Raw genomic sequence first — 16,846 nt, forward strand, 5'->3', positions numbered from 1 at the left:
AAGACAGCTGTCGAGGACTACTCTAGATCAGTTGACTGCTGGAGGGCTCAGCGCCGGCCAAACTGTCACTCGGCCAGGGCCGCGGCAACCTTCTCTGCGAGGGCCTGGCCGATGCCCTTGACCTCGCACAGCTCTTCGATGCTGGCTGCCCGCACCTTCTTCACTGAGCCGAAGTGGCGCAGCAGTGCGGTCCGTTTGGATTCGCCCAATCCGGAGATGTCGTCGAGGACGGAACTCGTCATCGCCTTCGCCCGCTTCGAGCGGTGGTAGCTGATGGCGAAGCGGTGCGCCTCGTCGCGCAGGCGCTGCATGAGGAACAGGCCTTCGGAGTTGCGGGGCAGGATGACGGGGAACGGATCCTCGGGAACCCAGACCTCCTCAAGACGCTTGGCCAGACCTACCACCGAGATGTCGACGATGCCCAGGTCGTGCAGTGCTCGAGTCGCCGCCGCCACCTGTGGACCGGCACCGTCGACGACGAGGAGGCTGGGGCGGTACCCGAAACGTTCGTCGGGTTCATCGGAGCTCATCTGCTCGAGGTAGCGACTGAACCGACGTGAGACGACGTCGTACATCGACGCCGTGTCATCGGTGGCAGCCTCACCGTGGATGGCGAAGTGACGGTAGTCGCGCTTCTTCACCAGCCCGTCTTCGAACACCACGAGGGAGGCGACGACATTGGATCCTTGGGTGTGGGAGATGTCGATGCATTCGATGCGCAGAGGGGCCTCAGGCAGCGACAGGTATTCCTGGATCTCTTTGAGTGCCGTGCTCCGGGTGGTCAGATCGGAGGAGCGTTTGAGCTTGTGCTGGAGCAGGGCCTCCTTCGCGTTCTTCGCGACGGTCTCAAGTACGGCCTTCTTCTCTCCGCGTTCCGGGACTCGGACGGTGACCCGGGAGCCGCGCTGTTCGCTCAGCCAGCTCTCGAGTGATTCGATATCGGCGGGGACGGTGTCGACGAGGATCTCGCGGGGAATCGCGTCCGCGTCGAGACCTGTGTACGCCTGGCGGAGGTAGTCGGTGGTGAGTTCGGCGGGGCTGTGATCGTCGGAGCGTTCGATGATCCATCCGCGCTGACCGCGGATGCGGCCCTGCCGGACGTGGAAGACCTGCACCGAGGCTTCGAGCTCCTCGGTGACGAGCGCGAACACATCGCAGTCGGCGTTGACGGAGAGGACCACAGCCGACTTGTCGAGGACCTTCTGCAGTGCGGTGATCTCGTCTCGCAGGCGTGCCGCCCGTTCGTAGTCGAGTTCCTCTGCGGCCGAGGCCATCTCCTTCTGCCGGTAGCTGATGAATCGCCCGGTGTTGCCGGACATGAAGTCGGAGATGCTGCGCGCCAGGTCCTTATGACCTTCCACGCTGATCTGCCCCACGCAGGGGGCTGCACATTTGTCGATGTAGCCCAGCAGGCAGGGGCGGCCGCTGCGTTCGGCGCGTCTGTACACCCCGGCGGTGCAGGTGCGCATCGGGAAGGCACGCAGCAGCAGGTCGAGTGTGTCCTTGATCGCCCACACCTGGGCGAAGGGACCGAAGTACTTGACTCCCTTGCGGCGCTTTCCGCGGGTGATGAAGGCCCGGGGAACCTCATCGTTCATTGTGATCGCCAAGTACGGGTAGGACTTGTCGTCGCGGAACATGACGTTGAACCGCGGGTTGAATTCGTTGATCCACGTCCACTCGAGCTGCAGCGCCTCGACCTCGGTGTCGACGACAGTCCATTCCACAGAGGCTGCGGTGTGGACCATCGTCGAGGTGCGCGGGTGCAGTTGGGCAGGGTTCGAGAAGTACGAGTTCAACCGGTTGCGGAGGTTCTTCGCCTTCCCGACATAGATCACCCGCCGGTCGGGGTCGCGGAACTTGTAGACCCCCGCCGAGGTTGGAATGCTGCCCGTGGCCGGGCGGTAGGATGCTGGGTCAGCCATCGAGCATCGCTTTGAGGAACCGTCCCGTGTGGCTCTTCTTGTTGCCGGCCACCTCTTCTGGTGTGCCCTGGGCGATGATCTTTCCACCGCCTCGTCCGCCTTCGGGACCCAGGTCGATGACGTGGTCGGCGTTGCCGATGACATCGAGGTTGTGTTCGATGACGATGACGGTGTTGCCCTTGTCGACGAGTCCCTGCAGGACATGCAGCAGCTTCGAGATGTCTTCGAAGTGCAGGCCCGTGGTCGGTTCGTCAAGGACGTAGGCGGTGCGCCCGCGGGAGCGCTTCTGGAGTTCGGCTGCGAGTTTCACACGCTGGGCTTCGCCACCGGAGAGCGTGGTCGCCGGCTGCCCCAGACGGACATAGCCCAGGCCGACCTCGACCAGTGTGTTGAGGTGACGGGAGATCGCGGGGATCGCGGCGAAGAATTCAGCGCCCTGCTCGATGGGCATCTCCAGCACCTCGGCGATGGATTTGCCCTTGAAGGTGACTTCAAGAGTTTCCCGGTTGTATCGGGCTCCCCCGCAGACCTCACAGGTGACGTAGACGTCGGGCAGGAAGTTCATCTCGATCTTGATCGTCCCGTCGCCGCTGCAGTTCTCGCAGCGTCCGCCCTTGACGTTGAAGGAGAACCGGCCCGGCTGATAGCCGCGGATCTTGGCCGATTCGGTCTCGGCGAACAGGCGCCGGATGCGGTCGAAGACGCCCGTGTAGGTCGCCGGGTTCGATCGCGGGGTGCGACCGATCGGCGACTGGTCGACGTGGACGACCTTGTCGAGGTTGTCCAGTCCGGTGACCCGCTTGTGCCGACCCGGCACCCGCGAGGCACCGTTGAGGACGTTGGCCATCTGGGTGTAGAGGATCTCGTTGACCAGTGTCGACTTGCCGGAGCCGGAAACGCCGGTGACGGCGGTGAGCACCCCGAGCGGGAACGAGACGGAGACATCGCGAAGGTTGTTCTCGACGGCCTTCTCAACTGTGACGACACGGTCCTTGTCCACCGGCCGACGGGTCGTGGGAACCTGGATCGACCTGCGACCGGCGAGGTAGTCGCCGGTGATGGAGCGGTCTGCGTCCTTGAGCCCGGGAACCGGGCCTGAGTAGATGACCTCTCCCCCGTGCTCGCCCGCCCCAGGACCGATGTCGACGATCCAGTCCGCCGAGGCGATGGTGTCCTCATCGTGTTCGACGACGATGAGGGTGTTGCCGAGTTCTTTGAGCTTGTTCAGAGTCTCGATGAGGCGCCTGTTGTCGCGCTGGTGGAGACCGATCGAGGGTTCGTCGAGGACGTAGAGGACCCCGACGAGGCCCGAACCGATCTGCGTGGCCAAGCGGATGCGCTGGGCCTCTCCGCCGGACAGGGAGCCGGCAGGGCGGTCGAGGCTGAGGTAGTCGAGTCCGACATCGAGGAGGAAGCCGAGTCGGGCGTTGATCTCCTTCATCACCTGAGCTGCGACTGCCGCGTCACGGGAGTCCAGCTCCAGTTGCGAGAGGAACTCCGCGGATTCGTCGAGAGCGAGCTCCGAGACCTCGGCGATCGACTTTCCGCCGACCTTGACCGCCAGGATCTCCGGTTTGAGGCGAGCTCCGTTGCAGCTGGCACAGGGGATCTCACGCATATAGGACTCATAGCGTTCCCGCGACCAGTCGGACTCGGTTTCCTCGTGTTTGCGCTGGATGTACTGGTAGACGCCTTCGAACCCGGTTGAGTAGGTGCGTTCGCGGCCGAAGCGGTTCTTGTATTTGACGTGGACCTTGTAGTCCTTGCCGGTCAGGATCGCTGACTTGTCCGCCTTCGACAGGTCCTTCCACGCGGTCTTCATGTCGAAACCGAGTTCGTCTCCGAGACCCTTGAGGAGTCGGTTGAAGTACTTCGTGACCTGTTTGCCGCCGGCCCACGGGGCGATTGCTCCCTGACCGAGGCTGAGGTCCTCATCGGGGACGACGAGTGTCTCATCGACCTGCAGTCGAGTGCCGATGCCGTCACAGGTCGGGCAGGCGCCGAAGGGTGAGTTGAATGAGAAGGTCCGCGGCTCGATCTCGTCGATGGCCAGGGCGTGCTCATTCGGGCACGACATGTGCTCAGAGAACGTCCGAGTGATGCCTTCGTCGACCATATCGACATCCATGCGGCCGTCGGCAAGACCGAGTGCCGTCTCGACGGAGTCGGTCAGGCGCGGGCGCAGTCCCGACTTCGCCACCAGACGGTCGACGACGACGGAGATCGTGTGCTTGTACTGCTTTTCCAATGTGGGTGGTTCGCTGAGGCTGATCTGCTCACCATCGACGATGGCGCGGGCGAATCCCTTGGCCTGCAGCTCGGTGAAGAGGTCGACGAACTCGCCCTTCCGGGACCTCACGATCGGCGCCAGGACGAGGAACTTCGTCCTCTCCTCGAGTTCGAGCAGCTGATCAACGATCTGCTGTGGGGTCTGTTTGGTGATGATCTCACCGCACACGGGACAGTGCGGCACACCGATCCGAGCCCACAGGAGGCGCAGGAAGTCATACACCTCGGTGATGGTGCCGACCGTGGATCGCGGGTTGCGGGACGTCGACTTCTGATCGATCGACACCGCCGGTGACAGGCCCTCGATGAAATCGACGTCGGGCTTGTCCATCTGGCCCAGGAACATGCGGGCGTAGGAGGACAGGGACTCGACGTAACGGCGCTGCCCCTCGGCGAAGATCGTGTCGAAGGCCAAGGAGGACTTCCCCGACCCCGAGAGACCTGTGAAGACGACCATGGAGTCGCGGGGCAGGGCGATCTCCACGTTCTTGAGGTTGTGGGCGCGTGCGCCCTTGACCCACAGAGTGTCGAGATGCGACACGCCTGCAGACTGCTCACCGCTGTTAGTTTTCATCACCTGTCCACTGTATTACTCGGCACTGACATTGCTTGAATGGGGACGGGCACTGATCTCTCCGACCGCGAGGATTCGGAGCACGATGTCTCCGGCTTCATCACTCGCGGGCACATCCACCTCGGCGTCGAAGGCCCAGTCCCTGTTGTCATCGGGATCGGCCAAGGTCTGTCGGACGGTCCACGTCTGTGAACCAGGTTCGATCGAGATATATTCCTTGCCTCTGGCCTTCCCGTCGGTGAGGAGGTCGCCGTATTCCTCGTAGAAGTCTTCGATCGCGTCCTCCCAGGCTGTGGCGTCGAAGCCGTCCTCGGCATCGAGGCGGCCCAGCTCTGCGTAGTCGGCGCGTTCGGCCAGCAGCACCCGGTGGAACAGGGCGTTGCGGACCTCGGCGGTGAAGACCTTCACATTGTCGGAGAACTTGCGGTCGAGGTCGGGCAGCTCCTCGTCGGCGAAATCAGTCGGGGACAGACCCTGCAGGGTCCGCCATTCGTCGAGCAGGGATGAGTCGGTTCTCGCGATCGTCTCCCCCAGCCATTCGATGATGGTTGAGAGCTCCTCATTCCTGTCGTCGGCGGGAACATTGTGCGTCAGTGCGCGGAAGACATCGGTGAGGTAGCGCAGGAGGCTGCCTTCGACCCGGGTGAGACTGTAATAGCTGACGAACTGGGTGAAGCCCATCGCCTGTTCGATCATGTCGCGCACGATCGACTTCGGTTCGAAGTTCCCGGCACGCAGCCACGGGTGGGCCTCGATGAAGTGTTCGAACGCGGGGTCGAGGATCTCTGCCAGCGGCTTCGGTCCTTCGATCTCGTCGAGTATCGCCATGCGTTCCGGGTATTCGAGACCGTCGGCCTTGAGCTCGGCCAAGGTGTCCTTCTTGATCCTGTCGAGTTGGCCCTTGAGGACGGGGAACGGCACCGGTGTGGTGGATTCGACGAGGGAGACCACGTCGAGGGCGTAGGTCTCCGCTTCCGGCTCGAGCATCTCGAGTGCGGCGAGCACGAAGGGTGCCAGCGGCTGGTTGAGCGCGAACTGCGGTCCCAGATCCGTGGTCGGGACCAGTTCGCCGTCCCTGACTTCGATGAGTCCGGCGTCGATGAGTGAGCGCCCGATTCTCAGGGCTGTGAGTTTGAGGTCGAGGTGACGTTCCCGGCTTTCGTGGGTCTTGTCGATGAAGCGGCTGATCGTGGACACGTCCGAGCCCGGGCGGGCGACGAGGTTGAGGATCGTCGAATGGTCGATCTTCATGCGTGAGCGCAGGGATTCCGCCTGGGACTCGATGAGCTTCGTGAAGGTCTCCTCGGACCACCCGACGAACCCGGCCGGTGCGGATTTCTTCTTGACCTTCTTCTTTTTCTTGTCTGTGTTGGCTGCCTTGGCTTCTGCCCGCATGTTCTCGATGACATGCTCGGGCGCCTGTGCGATCACGTAGCCGCGGGTGTCGAAGCCGGCACGTCCGGCACGGCCTGCCAGCTGCTGGAATTCGCGGACGCTGAGTTTGCGCATCTTCCGGCCGTCGAACTTCGTCAGCCCTGTCAGCAGTACGGAGCGGATGGGAACGTTGATGCCGACGCCGAGCGTATCGGTGCCGGAGATGACCAGCAGCAGCCCCTTGAGCGCGAGCTGTTCGACCAGCCTGCGGTATTTGGGCAGCATGCCTGCGTGGTGGACGCCGACGCCGTGCAGGAGGAGCTTGCGCAGGCTCTGCCCGAATCCCTTCGCGAAGGTGAAGCCCTTGATGGCTGCCGCGATCGCGGCTTTCTGCTCCTTCGATGCGAGATCGACGGACAGCAGGCCGGTGGCGAGGTCGATGGCCCCGGCCTGTGAGTAGGACACGACGTAGACGGGGGCCTTGTCGTTGCGCACGAGTGAGCGCAGAGTGTCGGAGAGGGTCTCGGTGGAGTATTCGTACTCGAGAGGAACCGGTCGAGTCGCCGAGGTGACCACGGAGCTGTCGCGGCCGGTGGTGTCTTCCATGGTGCGACAGATTTCACTCGTATCGCCCAATGTAGCCGACATGAGCACGAACTGCGCCTGAGGCATCTCGAGGAGAGGAACCTGCCACGCCCACCCTCGTGAGGGGTCGGCGACATAGTGGAATTCGTCCATGACGACCATGCCCGCGTCGACCAGCCCGCCTTCGCGCAGAGCCTGGTTGGCCAGGATCTCAGCCGTCGCGCAGATGACAGGGGCATCCCCGTTGACCGTGGAGTCGCCGGTGATCATACCGACGTTCTCAGCGCCGAAGGCATCGATGAGGGAGAAGAACTTCTCACTCACCAGAGCCTTGAGCGGGGCCGTGTAGTAGGCACGGATCCCACGGGTGAACGATTGGTAGAGAGCGAACAGAGCCACAAGGGACTTGCCCGAGCCTGTGGGGGTGGCCACGATCGTGTTGTCCCCGGCCAGGATATTGAGGATGGCTTCGTCCTGAGCAGGGTACGGTTCGATTCCCAGCTCCTGGCAGTAACTGCCGAAGGCCTCGTACACTGCGTCTTCATCAGCGAATTCCGCTGGGATCTCCTGCAATCGCACCACAACTATGCACAGACCTTTCCGTTTAGACTGATGTCCATCCTATTGATCGAACCTCAGGAGTTTCAGATGCCGGTTTTCGCTGTCAACTATGTCTATGGTCCAGATACTGACACCCGGATGGAATCACGGCCCGCCCATCGTGCGTGGCAGTCCGAACTGTACGAAGCCGGAACCGTTCTGGCTTCAGGACCTCTGGACAATGTTCCGGCCCCCGGCGGTCTTCTGCTGATGCAGGCTGCGAGCCGCGAGGACATCGAAGCTCATCTGGCCAATGACCCCTATGCTTCCGTCGGTGTGATCGACGAGACGATCGTTCGGGAGTGGACACCGGTCTTCGGTCCATTCTCCCAAGCCTGAGGCTGTTCTCGGCAAACTGGCCGCCAGGCCCTTTTGCCCATGTGCGCGGGTGCTCTCCCGAGGGAGGGCTCCCGCGAACAGTCGCATCTGCTGCGAGAAGGAACAGCCGCTCAGTCCTGCGAGTCGTCTGAGTCCTCGGCATTCGTGCTGCGGATGGGGATGCCTTCCTTCTTCATCTTCGCCAGGGAGGCGAGTGTCGCCACACCCATGGCGACCACGATGAAGCTCAACGACAGCCACGTCGGCACCTCAGGGATGTTGCTGCCCCAGGACAGGAACTCCCAGCCCGACTCGTGCAGAGCATGGATGAAGAGTTTGACGCCGATGAAGGCAAGGATCGCCGCAATTCCGTAGTGGAGGTAGACGAGCTTGTCGACGAGGCCTCCGAGCAGGAAGTAGAGCTGACGCAGCCCCATCAGTGCGAACACGTTGGCCGTGAAGACCAGGAACGTATTCTGTGTGACTCCGAAGATCGCTGGAATCGAGTCCAGCGCGAACATGACGTCTGTGGATCCGATCGCGATGAAGACGATGAACATGGGCGTCCAGTACTTCTTGCCTTCGATCGTCACGCGCAGGCTGTTGCCGTGGTATTCGTCGACGACGTTGATCCGTTTGCGCAGAAGGCGGATGAACCCGTTCTCTCCATCGCCTTCGTCCTCATCACTGAATGCCTGCCTGTAGGCGACGATGAGGAGGAAGATGCCGAAGATGAAGAAGACCTCGACGAATGCGGTGATGATCGCAGAACCGGCCAGGATGAAGATGCCGCGGAAGACGATGGCGATGATGATGCCCACCATGAGGACTTCCTGCTGATACTTCCGCGGAACCGAGAAGCTGCCCATGATGATGATGAACACGAACAGGTTGTCGATGCTCAACGAGTATTCGAGCAGCCAGCCGGTGAGGAATTCGCTGCCGTGTGTGGCGTCTCCGATGGCGAAGAGCGCACCGGCGAAGATGATGGCGAGGCCGACGTAGAAGGCGACCCAGATGCCGGCTTCCTTCATCGAAGGAGTGTGGGGGCGCTTGATGACGAGAAGGAGATCGAAGACGAGGATGGCGACGACGACGATGCCCGATGTGATCATGAACCACGGGGGAATGGCGGATTCACCCCCAGCTGCGGCTTGACCGCCTGCTGCGAGTGTGGAGGACAGGATATCCATGAATGCCTTTCAAAGGTGTCGGGAGTGTATCCGTGCCGAAAGTCTCTCCCACGCTAAGTCCACTGCAGCAGTGGCGGCGTGCGCTCCGCGCCCGGACCCTCTGTGGGATCGTGATGACGAGCACGGATGGACGGGATACTCCCTTTCGCCAGCCTTACCAGTATAGTCGCGTGGCTGCTCGTGCACTTGCACGCGGGTCGAATCAGGCGTGCCCGGCCTGCTTCATCTGCCGCAGCTCCTGCTTGAGATCCGAGAGTTCGTCTCTCAGCCGTGCGGCGAGCTCGAACTGGAGCTCCGCTGCGGCTGTGTGCATCTGCGAGGTCAGGGACTCGATGAGTTCGGTCAGGTCAGCAGCAGGTGGGCGCAGCGATCCCGACTTTCCTGCGGCCTGGCGCTGTTCATCGGTCAGCGTCGAGTTGTATCCGCGTTTGCCCTTGCCGTAGTCGAATTCGGTGAGGAGCTCACGCGTGTCTGCGTCCTCGCGCTGCAGGCGTTCGGTGATGTCCGCGATCTTCTTGACCAGCGGCATGGGGTCGATGCCGTGTTCCTTATTGTGAGCAACCTGTATTTCGCGTCGGCGATCAGTCTCGTCGATGGCCTCTCGCATCGACCGGGTGATCGTGTCGGCGTACATATGCACCTGGCCGTTGATATTTCGAGCCGCGCGACCAATCGTCTGAATCAGCGAAGTCGCCGAACGCAGGAAGCCTTCCTTGTCGGCGTCGAGGATGGCCACCAGGGAGACTTCGGGCAGGTCGAGACCCTCACGCAGAAGGTTGATGCCCACGAGCACGTCGAACTCTCCGGCCCGCAGCTCGGTCAGGAGTTCGACTCGGCGCAGAGTGTCGACGTCGGAGTGAAGGTACTGAACGCGCACATCGTGTTCGAGGAGATAGTCCGTGAGGTCCTCGGCCATCTTCTTCGTCAACGTGGTGACTAGGACTCTCTCCTGGGCATCGACGCGGGTTCTGATCTCGTCGAGCAGATCGTCGATCTGTCCCTTCGTTGGTTTGACGACGATCTCCGGATCGACCAGGCCTGTGGGTCGGATGATCTGCTGGACATAGCCGTTCGCGTTGCCCAGTTCGAAATTGCCCGGGGTCGCGGACAGATACACGGCCTGCCCGATGCGTTCACGGAACTCGTCGAATTTCAGGGGACGGTTGTCCATCGCACTGGGCAGGCGGAAACCGTGTTCGACCAAGGTGCGTTTGCGCGACATGTCGCCCTCGTACATGCCGCCGATCTGGGGCACCGTCACATGGGACTCGTCGACGACGAGGAGGAAGTCTTCGGGGAAGTAGTCGAGCAGACAGTTCGGTGCCGATCCGGCGGGGCGTCCGTCGATGTGGCGGGAGTAGTTCTCAATGCCGGAGGTGAAGCCCATGGACTCCATCATCTCGAGGTCGTAGGTGGTGCGCATCTTCAGGCGCTGTGCCTCGAGGAGCTTGTTCTGTGATTCGAATTCGCTCAGCCGCTTCTGCAGCTCGTCCTCGATCTCACTGACGGCCCGACCCATCCGATTCTCACCGGCGACATAGTGCGAGGCGGGGAAGACGTGGATGGTCTCCTCCTCACGGACGATCTCACCGGTCAGCGGGTGCAGCGTCTGCAGGGATTCGATCTCATCGCCGAAGAACTCGATGCGCAGGGCCAGCTCCTCATACTGCGGGATGATCTCGACCGTATCGCCCCTGACCCGGAAGGTTCCGCGAGTGAACGCCATATCGTTGCGTGCGTACTGCATCGACACGAAGCGTTTGAGCAGTTCGTCACGGTCACACTGCTCGCCTCTCTGCAGCGTCACCATCCGGTCGACATATTCCTCCGGTGTGCCCAGACCATAGATGCAGGACACGGTCGAGACCACGACGACGTCACGCCGAGTCAGCAGGGAGTTCGTTGCGGAGTGGCGCAGCCGCTCGACCTCGTCGTTGACCGAGGAGTCCTTCTCGATGAAGGTGTCGGTCTGAGGAACGTAGGCTTCAGGCTGGTAGTAGTCGTAGTAGGAGACGAAGTACTCAACGGCGTTGTTGGGCAGCAGCTGTCGGAACTCGTTGGCCAGCTGCGCGGCCAGGGTCTTGTTCGGCGCCATGATCAGCGTCGGGCGCTGCACCTGTTCGATCAGCCAGGCTGTGGTCGCGGACTTGCCTGTACCGGTGGCACCCAGGAGAACAATGTCCCGCTCCCCCTGATCGAGGCGTTCGGAGATCTCGGTGATCGCCGTGGGCTGATCACCGGATGGGGAGTATTCGGACACGACTTCGAACGGGGCGACTGTGCGCGTGACATCAGGCCGGTGGCCGATGGCTGGAAGGGGACGTTCTGTGCTCATGGTCCAACCCTAGCCCCCGCCCATGACACAGTGAATTGTTGGGACGAGACTCCGGTGTGCGCTGTTCAGTCGAAGCTGGCTGGGACGAGCTGTCGGCGCATCGCCAGGAAGTAGGGTTCCTTCGCCTCCGCATAGCCGTGGGAGTCTCCATGATCGGCATGTTCGTGGGCCAGAGCTCGTTTCAGCTGCTCATACCTGCGTCGTTCGCTCTCGTCGCTGCTCAGGAGCTCAACGAACTTCCGTGCGAAGGCGGCGCCGACGGAATCCGTCGTTCGGACGTGGAGGTTGACTGCCTGGCCCGGGTCCGTGTTCGCGTGAAATCGTTTGGCCTCCTGCTGCCCCTCGCCGAGGTTGTCGACCGCATCCTGGCCGGGAAATCCCAGCTCCGCCAAGCGGTCGGACAGATCACGTGCAACGCCGAGATCGGAGACGAGGAGCTGCAGATCGATGATGTCCTTCGCGGCGAGATCGGGCACCGCTGTTGATCCGATGTGATCGATGCGGAAATGATCGCCGAGACCGTGGTGGAGTTTGGCGATGATCCGCTGTGCCTGCAGCGACCAGTCGTGGCCAACGGGCTCGACGAGTTCGGCCGGTCCGCGCTGGGCAAGTTTCCGTTTGGCCAGATTGGCCGCAAACGGGAGGATCCGGTCTTCGACCAGCCGGGCGACGGTGTCCCGGGTGTCGCTGACCTCTCCTGCGTTGTCGATGATGACGTCGCAGACCGCGTAGCGCTGTTCATCGGTGGCCTGGCGGGCGATGCGTGACTGGGCATCGGCGCGGTCCATGCCTCGGGCGCTCATCAGCCGCTGCAGTCGAAGTTCGGCTGGCACATCGACGAGGAGGTTGAGGTGGTAGGACGGGGTCATCCCGTTCTCGACGAGAAGGGGGACATCGTGGACGACCACCTCGGCGTCGGCATGTTCGGCGAAGTGTGCGATCGTGCGATCGCGGATGGCCGGATGCATGAGGGCGTTGAGTGCCGCGGTCGACTCTTCGTCCCCGAAGGCCGCGGCCGCCAGCTGAGCTCGGTCGAGTCCCCCATCGTCGGCGATGACGTCCTCACCGAACCGCTGGGCGAGCTGAGCCAGCAGCGGCTCTCCCGGTGCGACGACTTCACGCGCGATCTTGTCGGCGTCGATGATGGCCGCGCCATGGTCGGCGAGGATCTCGGAGACGGTTGACTTCCCGGCACCGATGCCGCCGGTGAGACCTATTTTCAACATGCCTTCAGCCTAGCGATATGACCCGGCGCTAGCGATTCAGTGGGTAGACGAGAACACCCTCGTAATCGAACATCGGCTCGCCGAGGCTCGAGTTGAGGAAGTCTTCGTAGTCACCGGGTTCGCCGGGCAGCAGTGGGGCATCAGGGGCGAGTATCACATAGTCGACTCCCGAGGCGCGCAGCTCGTCGACGGCGGCACGGACTTCGGCGCTGTCGGGGTCGGGGAATGGTGCGCCGGCGAAGACCGTGTCGGAGAGGACCTCGTCGAGAGCGTCTTCGGGGGCCGCATAGGTGACGTCCGACTCCGGGCTCGAGCCGATGAAGTACCCGCCGGTCTCCCGGTAGTGAAAGCCGCTCACGGCCTGCCACACCATGGCCTCATCGGCATGCGGTTCGGCCCAGGCCAGGGGGCGCGGCACGGTCTTGACCACGGACCCGGCGGGGACCACCTCGGTGATGGACTCGGTGTAGAAGTCCGGCATGTAGACCTCTCGCGAGGTCTGCACCCCGGGGACCACGACCACCGCGGAGATGACGAGCAGTCCCAGCAGCGCCTGGGCTCGGCGCCTTCGGATATTCTCCAGGGCCCATTGCAGCCCGCAGCCGAGGATCGCGAACAGGGCGATCGTCGAATGCAGGACCAGGCGCATGGGCAGAATGTTGTTGAGCACGGGGATCGCTTCGATCAGCGCGAAGGGACCGACCCCGGATACGACCGTCCCGTTGAGGAGGACGGGTGAGCCCAGTGAAAGGACGAAGACCAGGAACCCCGTCGCCGAGGCGATGGCCAGGATCGTCTTATACCTTCGACTGCGGATCAGGCAGATGACGATGATGACGGCGGCGATGAGCGCGGGAATGCCGACATAGGCTCCGAGCTCGGCGGAATCGATGTCCATGACGCGCGGGATCGGCGATGATCCGGACCCGAGCAGCGTCGGGCCTGCGGGGATGATGGGGTCGAGCAGGTCGGTGTTCCACACCCCATGGGGTCTGATTGCGCCTGTGGGGGCGTTCGGGCCGCGCATGGTCAGCAGCAGGGGAATCGCGAGCAGCAGTGCAAGGGCAGAGCCGATCACACCACCAAGCCCTAACCGCAGCCAACCGGCCAGGGTCCACGCTCTTCGGCCGAAGACGGCGATGGAGATGAGCAGACACAGTGCCGCGATGAAGGTTCCGGCGAGCACCTCGGTGGAGACGTAGAACTGGAAGCCGAGGACGGCGCCGAGTCCGAGGCTCAGCGCCCAGAACTCACGGCTGGCGAAGCCCGTCTGCGGAGCCCGCAGGACCAGTTTGATGATGATCAGCGCCACCAGTGGCGGGGCGACGCCGAAGGCGAGGTTGGGATGGCCGGAGGCCTGTGCGATGACGTAGCTGGAGAAGCCGACACCGCCGGCCGCGACGAAGGCGGGGACGTGGGTGAGGAACCGTGAGAACAGCGCCGCGGTCGCCAGACTCACGAGGACAGGGATGGAGATGATGAGCAGGTTGTAGCTGACGACGGGTCCCGCTGCCCAGGTGATGGGCGCTAAGATCAGCCCCAGTCCGGCCAGGGAGGTGTTCCAAGCGCCGTTGACTCCCCCGTGGAGAGTGTTCATCGCCTCCGTGTAGAGGTAGCCGTCCGCGGTTCCGCCCTGAGCTGCGTCGTTTCCCAAGCCGAGCTGTGAGCCGAGCAGCTCGGCCGCATGTCCGAGCCACCAGATGAACAGCGATGAGTCGTCATTGCTTGCGACGACCTGCCCACCGGGATCGGCAGCGACCTGCCCGAACACACAGATGCTGACAACGGTCAGCAGAAGCGCGTACCACAGCCAGGGACGAGCCCGCTGTCGCAGAGTGGGAGCAAACACAAAGGGCTCCCGATCAATCGACCGGGAGCCCTTGTGAGTGCTGTTATCAGCTGCCTGCAAGCTTCTCACGCAGAGCTGCGAGAGCTTCGTCGCTGGCCAGTGTTCCTTCGTCGCCTGCCTCTTCCGAGGAGAACGATCCGGTGGCTGGAGCAGCTTCGGCAGGAGCGCTGCCTGCTTCTTCGGAGCCGGCTTCGGCATCCGCAGCGATCGCCTTGGCGACCTGCTTCTTGTGCTCTTCCCAGCGTTCCTGAGCGGCAGCGTACTGCTGCTCCCAGACCTCGCGCTGTGAATCGAAGCCTTCCATCCACTCGTTGGTCTCGGGATCGAAGCCTTCTGGGTACTTGTAGTTGCCGTCTTCGTCGTATTCCTGCGGCATGCCGTAGAGGGCAGGGTCGAGGAATTCGTCGGCCTCTGGGTCGACGCCTTCGTTCGCCTGCTTCAGCGACAGCGAGATGCGGCGACGTTCGAGGTCGATGTCGATGACCTTGACGTAGATGGTCTCGTCAACGGAGACGACCTGTTCTGGCAGGTCCACGTGGCGAACTGCGAGTTCGGAGATGTGGACGAGGCCTTCGATGCCGTCTTCGACGCGCACGAACGCACCGAACGGAACCAGCTTGGTGACCTTGCCGGGAACGATCTGGCCGATGACGTGGGTGCGAGCGAAGTGCTGCCATGGGTCTTCCTGAGTCGCCTTGAGCGACAGGGAGACGCGTTCGCGATCCATGTCGACGTCGAGCACCTCAACGGTGACCTCGTCACCAACGGTGACGACCTCGCCTGGGTGATCGATGTGCTTCCAAGACAGTTCAGACACGTGTACGAGTCCATCGACACCACCGAGGTCGACGAATGCACCGAAGTTGACGATCGAGGAAACGACGCCGGGACGGACCTGGCCCTTCTGCAGGGTCTGCAGGAAGTCGTGGCGGACAGCGGACTGGGTCTGCTCGAGCCATGCGCGACGGGACAGAACGACGTTGTTGCGGTTCTTGTCCAGTTCGATGATCTTGGCTTCGACCTGCTGGCCGATGTAAGGAGCAAGGTCGCGGACGCGACGCATCTCGACGAGGGAAGCGGGCAGGAAGCCGCGCAGTCCGATGTCGACGATCAGGCCGCCCTTGACAACCTCGATGACCGTACCGGTGACAACACCGTCGTCTTCCTTGATCTTTTCGATGTCGCCCCAGGCACGCTCGTACTGAGCGCGCTTCTTGGACAACATGAGTCGGCCTTCTTTGTCTTCCTTCTGAAGAACGAGGGCTTCGATTTCGTCCCCGACCTCGACGACTTCGCCGGGATCGACATCATGCTTGATGGAGAGTTCTCGCGAAAGGACGACGCCTTCCGTCTTGTATCCGATGTCGACGAGCACTTCGTCGCGATCGACCTTGACGACGGTGCCCTCAACGATGTCGCCATCGTTGAAGTACTTGATCGTTTCGTCGACTGCGGCGAGAAAGTCCTCAGCGGTTCCGATGTCGTTGACAGCGACCTGCTTCGGCTGCACCGATTCCGGCGTGGTGGTGGTCATATAGGTTGGGACTCCGATGGAATTATGGTCCAGATCCGATACTCTGAGGCGATGCTGTGAAACAGCCCGAGAACTGGATCCGGTCTCGATTACGATTTTGGACATGTATGCATACGCGCATACGGTTGTCAATACTAGCATCATCCATGGCGTGAATGCACGCCGAAGTCGGAAAAGAAACATGGCGATCGCCACGGAGGAATGATGAGCGACGGAAGTTATCAAGCCGAGGTCATCAGCGGTGGCTATCTGCCCATCGATGAAGAGGCCTCAGTACGCGCCAACAGAGGGTATTGGGACAATTCCGCCGAGGAGTACCTCGCCGAACACGGCAGTTTCCTGGGCGCCTCGGAGTTCATGTGGTGTCCCGAGGGAATTCACGAATCCGATGTGAATCTGCTCGGCGATGTGCGCCGACGCCAGATCCTCGAGGTCGGCTGCGGTGCCGGTCAGTGCTCGCGCTGGTTGGCCGAAGAAGGTGCCATCGCCACGGGCGTAGACGTCTCCGCCGGCATGCTCGAGCAGGCTTCTCGCCTGCAGCGAGAGCATCCCCTCAGCGAGGACGCCACTCCCCCGACGTTCCTCCACGCTGATGCCCGAGAACTGCCGTTCGCTTCGAACAGCTTCGATGTCGCGTTCTCCTCCTACGGTGCCCTTCCCTTCGTCAAGGACGCCGAGGTGGTTCTGTCCGAGGTCGCACGTGTGGTCCGCCCCGGTGGACGGTGGGCGTTCTCAACGACCCATCCGATGCGGTGGATGTTCCCCGATGTGCCCGGTGAAGCGGGCCTGACGGTCGAATACTCCTACTTCGACCGCACCCCCTACGTCGAGATCTCCTCCGATGGACAGCCCGTCTACGCCGAGCACCATCGCACGATGGGAGATTGGGTGAATCTGCTGGTCACGGCCGGCTTCACGATCGATTCGGTGACCGAGCCGGAATGGCCGGAGTCCAATCAGACGGCCTGGGGCGGCTGGTCTCCGCTGCGCGGCTCCCTCATGCCCGGCACCGTCATCTTCTCCACCACGCTCAACAAGGACTGA

Annotated in this window: 10 protein-coding genes; 2 read left to right on the top strand and 8 right to left on the bottom strand. The window is 62.5% G+C overall.

Annotation, left to right across the window (positions count from 1 at the left end; translation table 11 throughout):
• Positions 1-65: 65 nt before the first annotated feature.
• The 3 genes from uvrC to BAUR9175_RS00325 are packed head-to-tail and all read right to left on the bottom strand — an operon-like array spanning position 66 to position 7,329.
• Complete coding sequence (uvrC, locus tag BAUR9175_RS00315; RefSeq protein ID WP_009881378.1) at positions 66-1,925, bottom strand: excinuclease ABC subunit UvrC; 1,860 nt, start codon at positions 1,923-1,925, stop codon at positions 66-68.
• Positions 1,918-4,788, bottom strand: a complete 2,871-nt coding sequence (uvrA, locus tag BAUR9175_RS00320) for an excinuclease ABC subunit UvrA (protein ID WP_101582616.1) — start codon at positions 4,786-4,788, stop codon at positions 1,918-1,920. The genes uvrC and uvrA overlap by 8 nt, the downstream gene beginning before the upstream one ends.
• A 15-nt stretch (positions 4,789-4,803) precedes the next feature.
• Entirely contained in the window at positions 4,804-7,329 is a 2,526-nt protein-coding gene (locus BAUR9175_RS00325; protein ID WP_101582618.1) for a DEAD/DEAH box helicase, read from the bottom strand.
• Between the two features lie 66 nt (positions 7,330-7,395).
• Between BAUR9175_RS00325 and BAUR9175_RS00330 the strand changes: the two genes are divergently transcribed.
• Entirely contained in the window at positions 7,396-7,686 is a 291-nt protein-coding gene (locus tag BAUR9175_RS00330; protein WP_009881381.1) for a YciI family protein, read from the top strand.
• A gap of 110 nt (positions 7,687-7,796) precedes the next feature.
• Here the strand turns inward: BAUR9175_RS00330 and BAUR9175_RS00335 are convergent, their stop codons facing one another.
• The 5 genes from BAUR9175_RS00335 to rpsA all read right to left on the bottom strand — a co-directional run bounded on the left by BAUR9175_RS00335 (position 7,797) and on the right by rpsA (position 15,802).
• A complete protein-coding gene (locus BAUR9175_RS00335; protein WP_101582620.1) occupies positions 7,797-8,858 on the bottom strand; it encodes a TerC family protein in 1,062 nt (353 codons plus the stop codon).
• A gap of 202 nt (positions 8,859-9,060) precedes the next feature.
• Positions 9,061-11,193: an excinuclease ABC subunit UvrB gene (gene uvrB, locus BAUR9175_RS00340; protein WP_101582622.1), complete on the bottom strand. Its 2,133-nt coding sequence runs from the start codon at positions 11,191-11,193 to the stop codon at positions 9,061-9,063.
• A 65-nt stretch (positions 11,194-11,258) separates the two neighbouring features.
• On the bottom strand, positions 11,259-12,419 hold the full coding sequence (gene coaE / locus BAUR9175_RS00345; protein WP_101582624.1) for a dephospho-CoA kinase: 1,161 nt from the start codon (positions 12,417-12,419) through the stop codon (positions 11,259-11,261).
• A 28-nt stretch (positions 12,420-12,447) separates the two neighbouring features.
• Entirely contained in the window at positions 12,448-14,268 is a 1,821-nt protein-coding gene (locus tag BAUR9175_RS00350) for a hypothetical protein (protein ID WP_101582625.1), read from the bottom strand.
• A gap of 46 nt (positions 14,269-14,314) precedes the next feature.
• Complete coding sequence (rpsA, locus tag BAUR9175_RS00355; RefSeq protein WP_069600240.1) at positions 14,315-15,802, bottom strand: 30S ribosomal protein S1; 1,488 nt, start codon at positions 15,800-15,802, stop codon at positions 14,315-14,317.
• Between the two features lie 204 nt (positions 15,803-16,006).
• On the opposite strand from rpsA, the gene BAUR9175_RS00360 reads away from it, so the two are divergent.
• On the top strand, positions 16,007-16,846 hold the full coding sequence (locus BAUR9175_RS00360) for a class I SAM-dependent methyltransferase (RefSeq protein WP_009881388.1): 840 nt from the start codon (positions 16,007-16,009) through the stop codon (positions 16,844-16,846).

The sequence above is a fragment of the Brevibacterium aurantiacum genome (assembly GCF_900169065.1).
Classification (GTDB): domain Bacteria; phylum Actinomycetota; class Actinomycetes; order Actinomycetales; family Brevibacteriaceae; genus Brevibacterium; species Brevibacterium aurantiacum.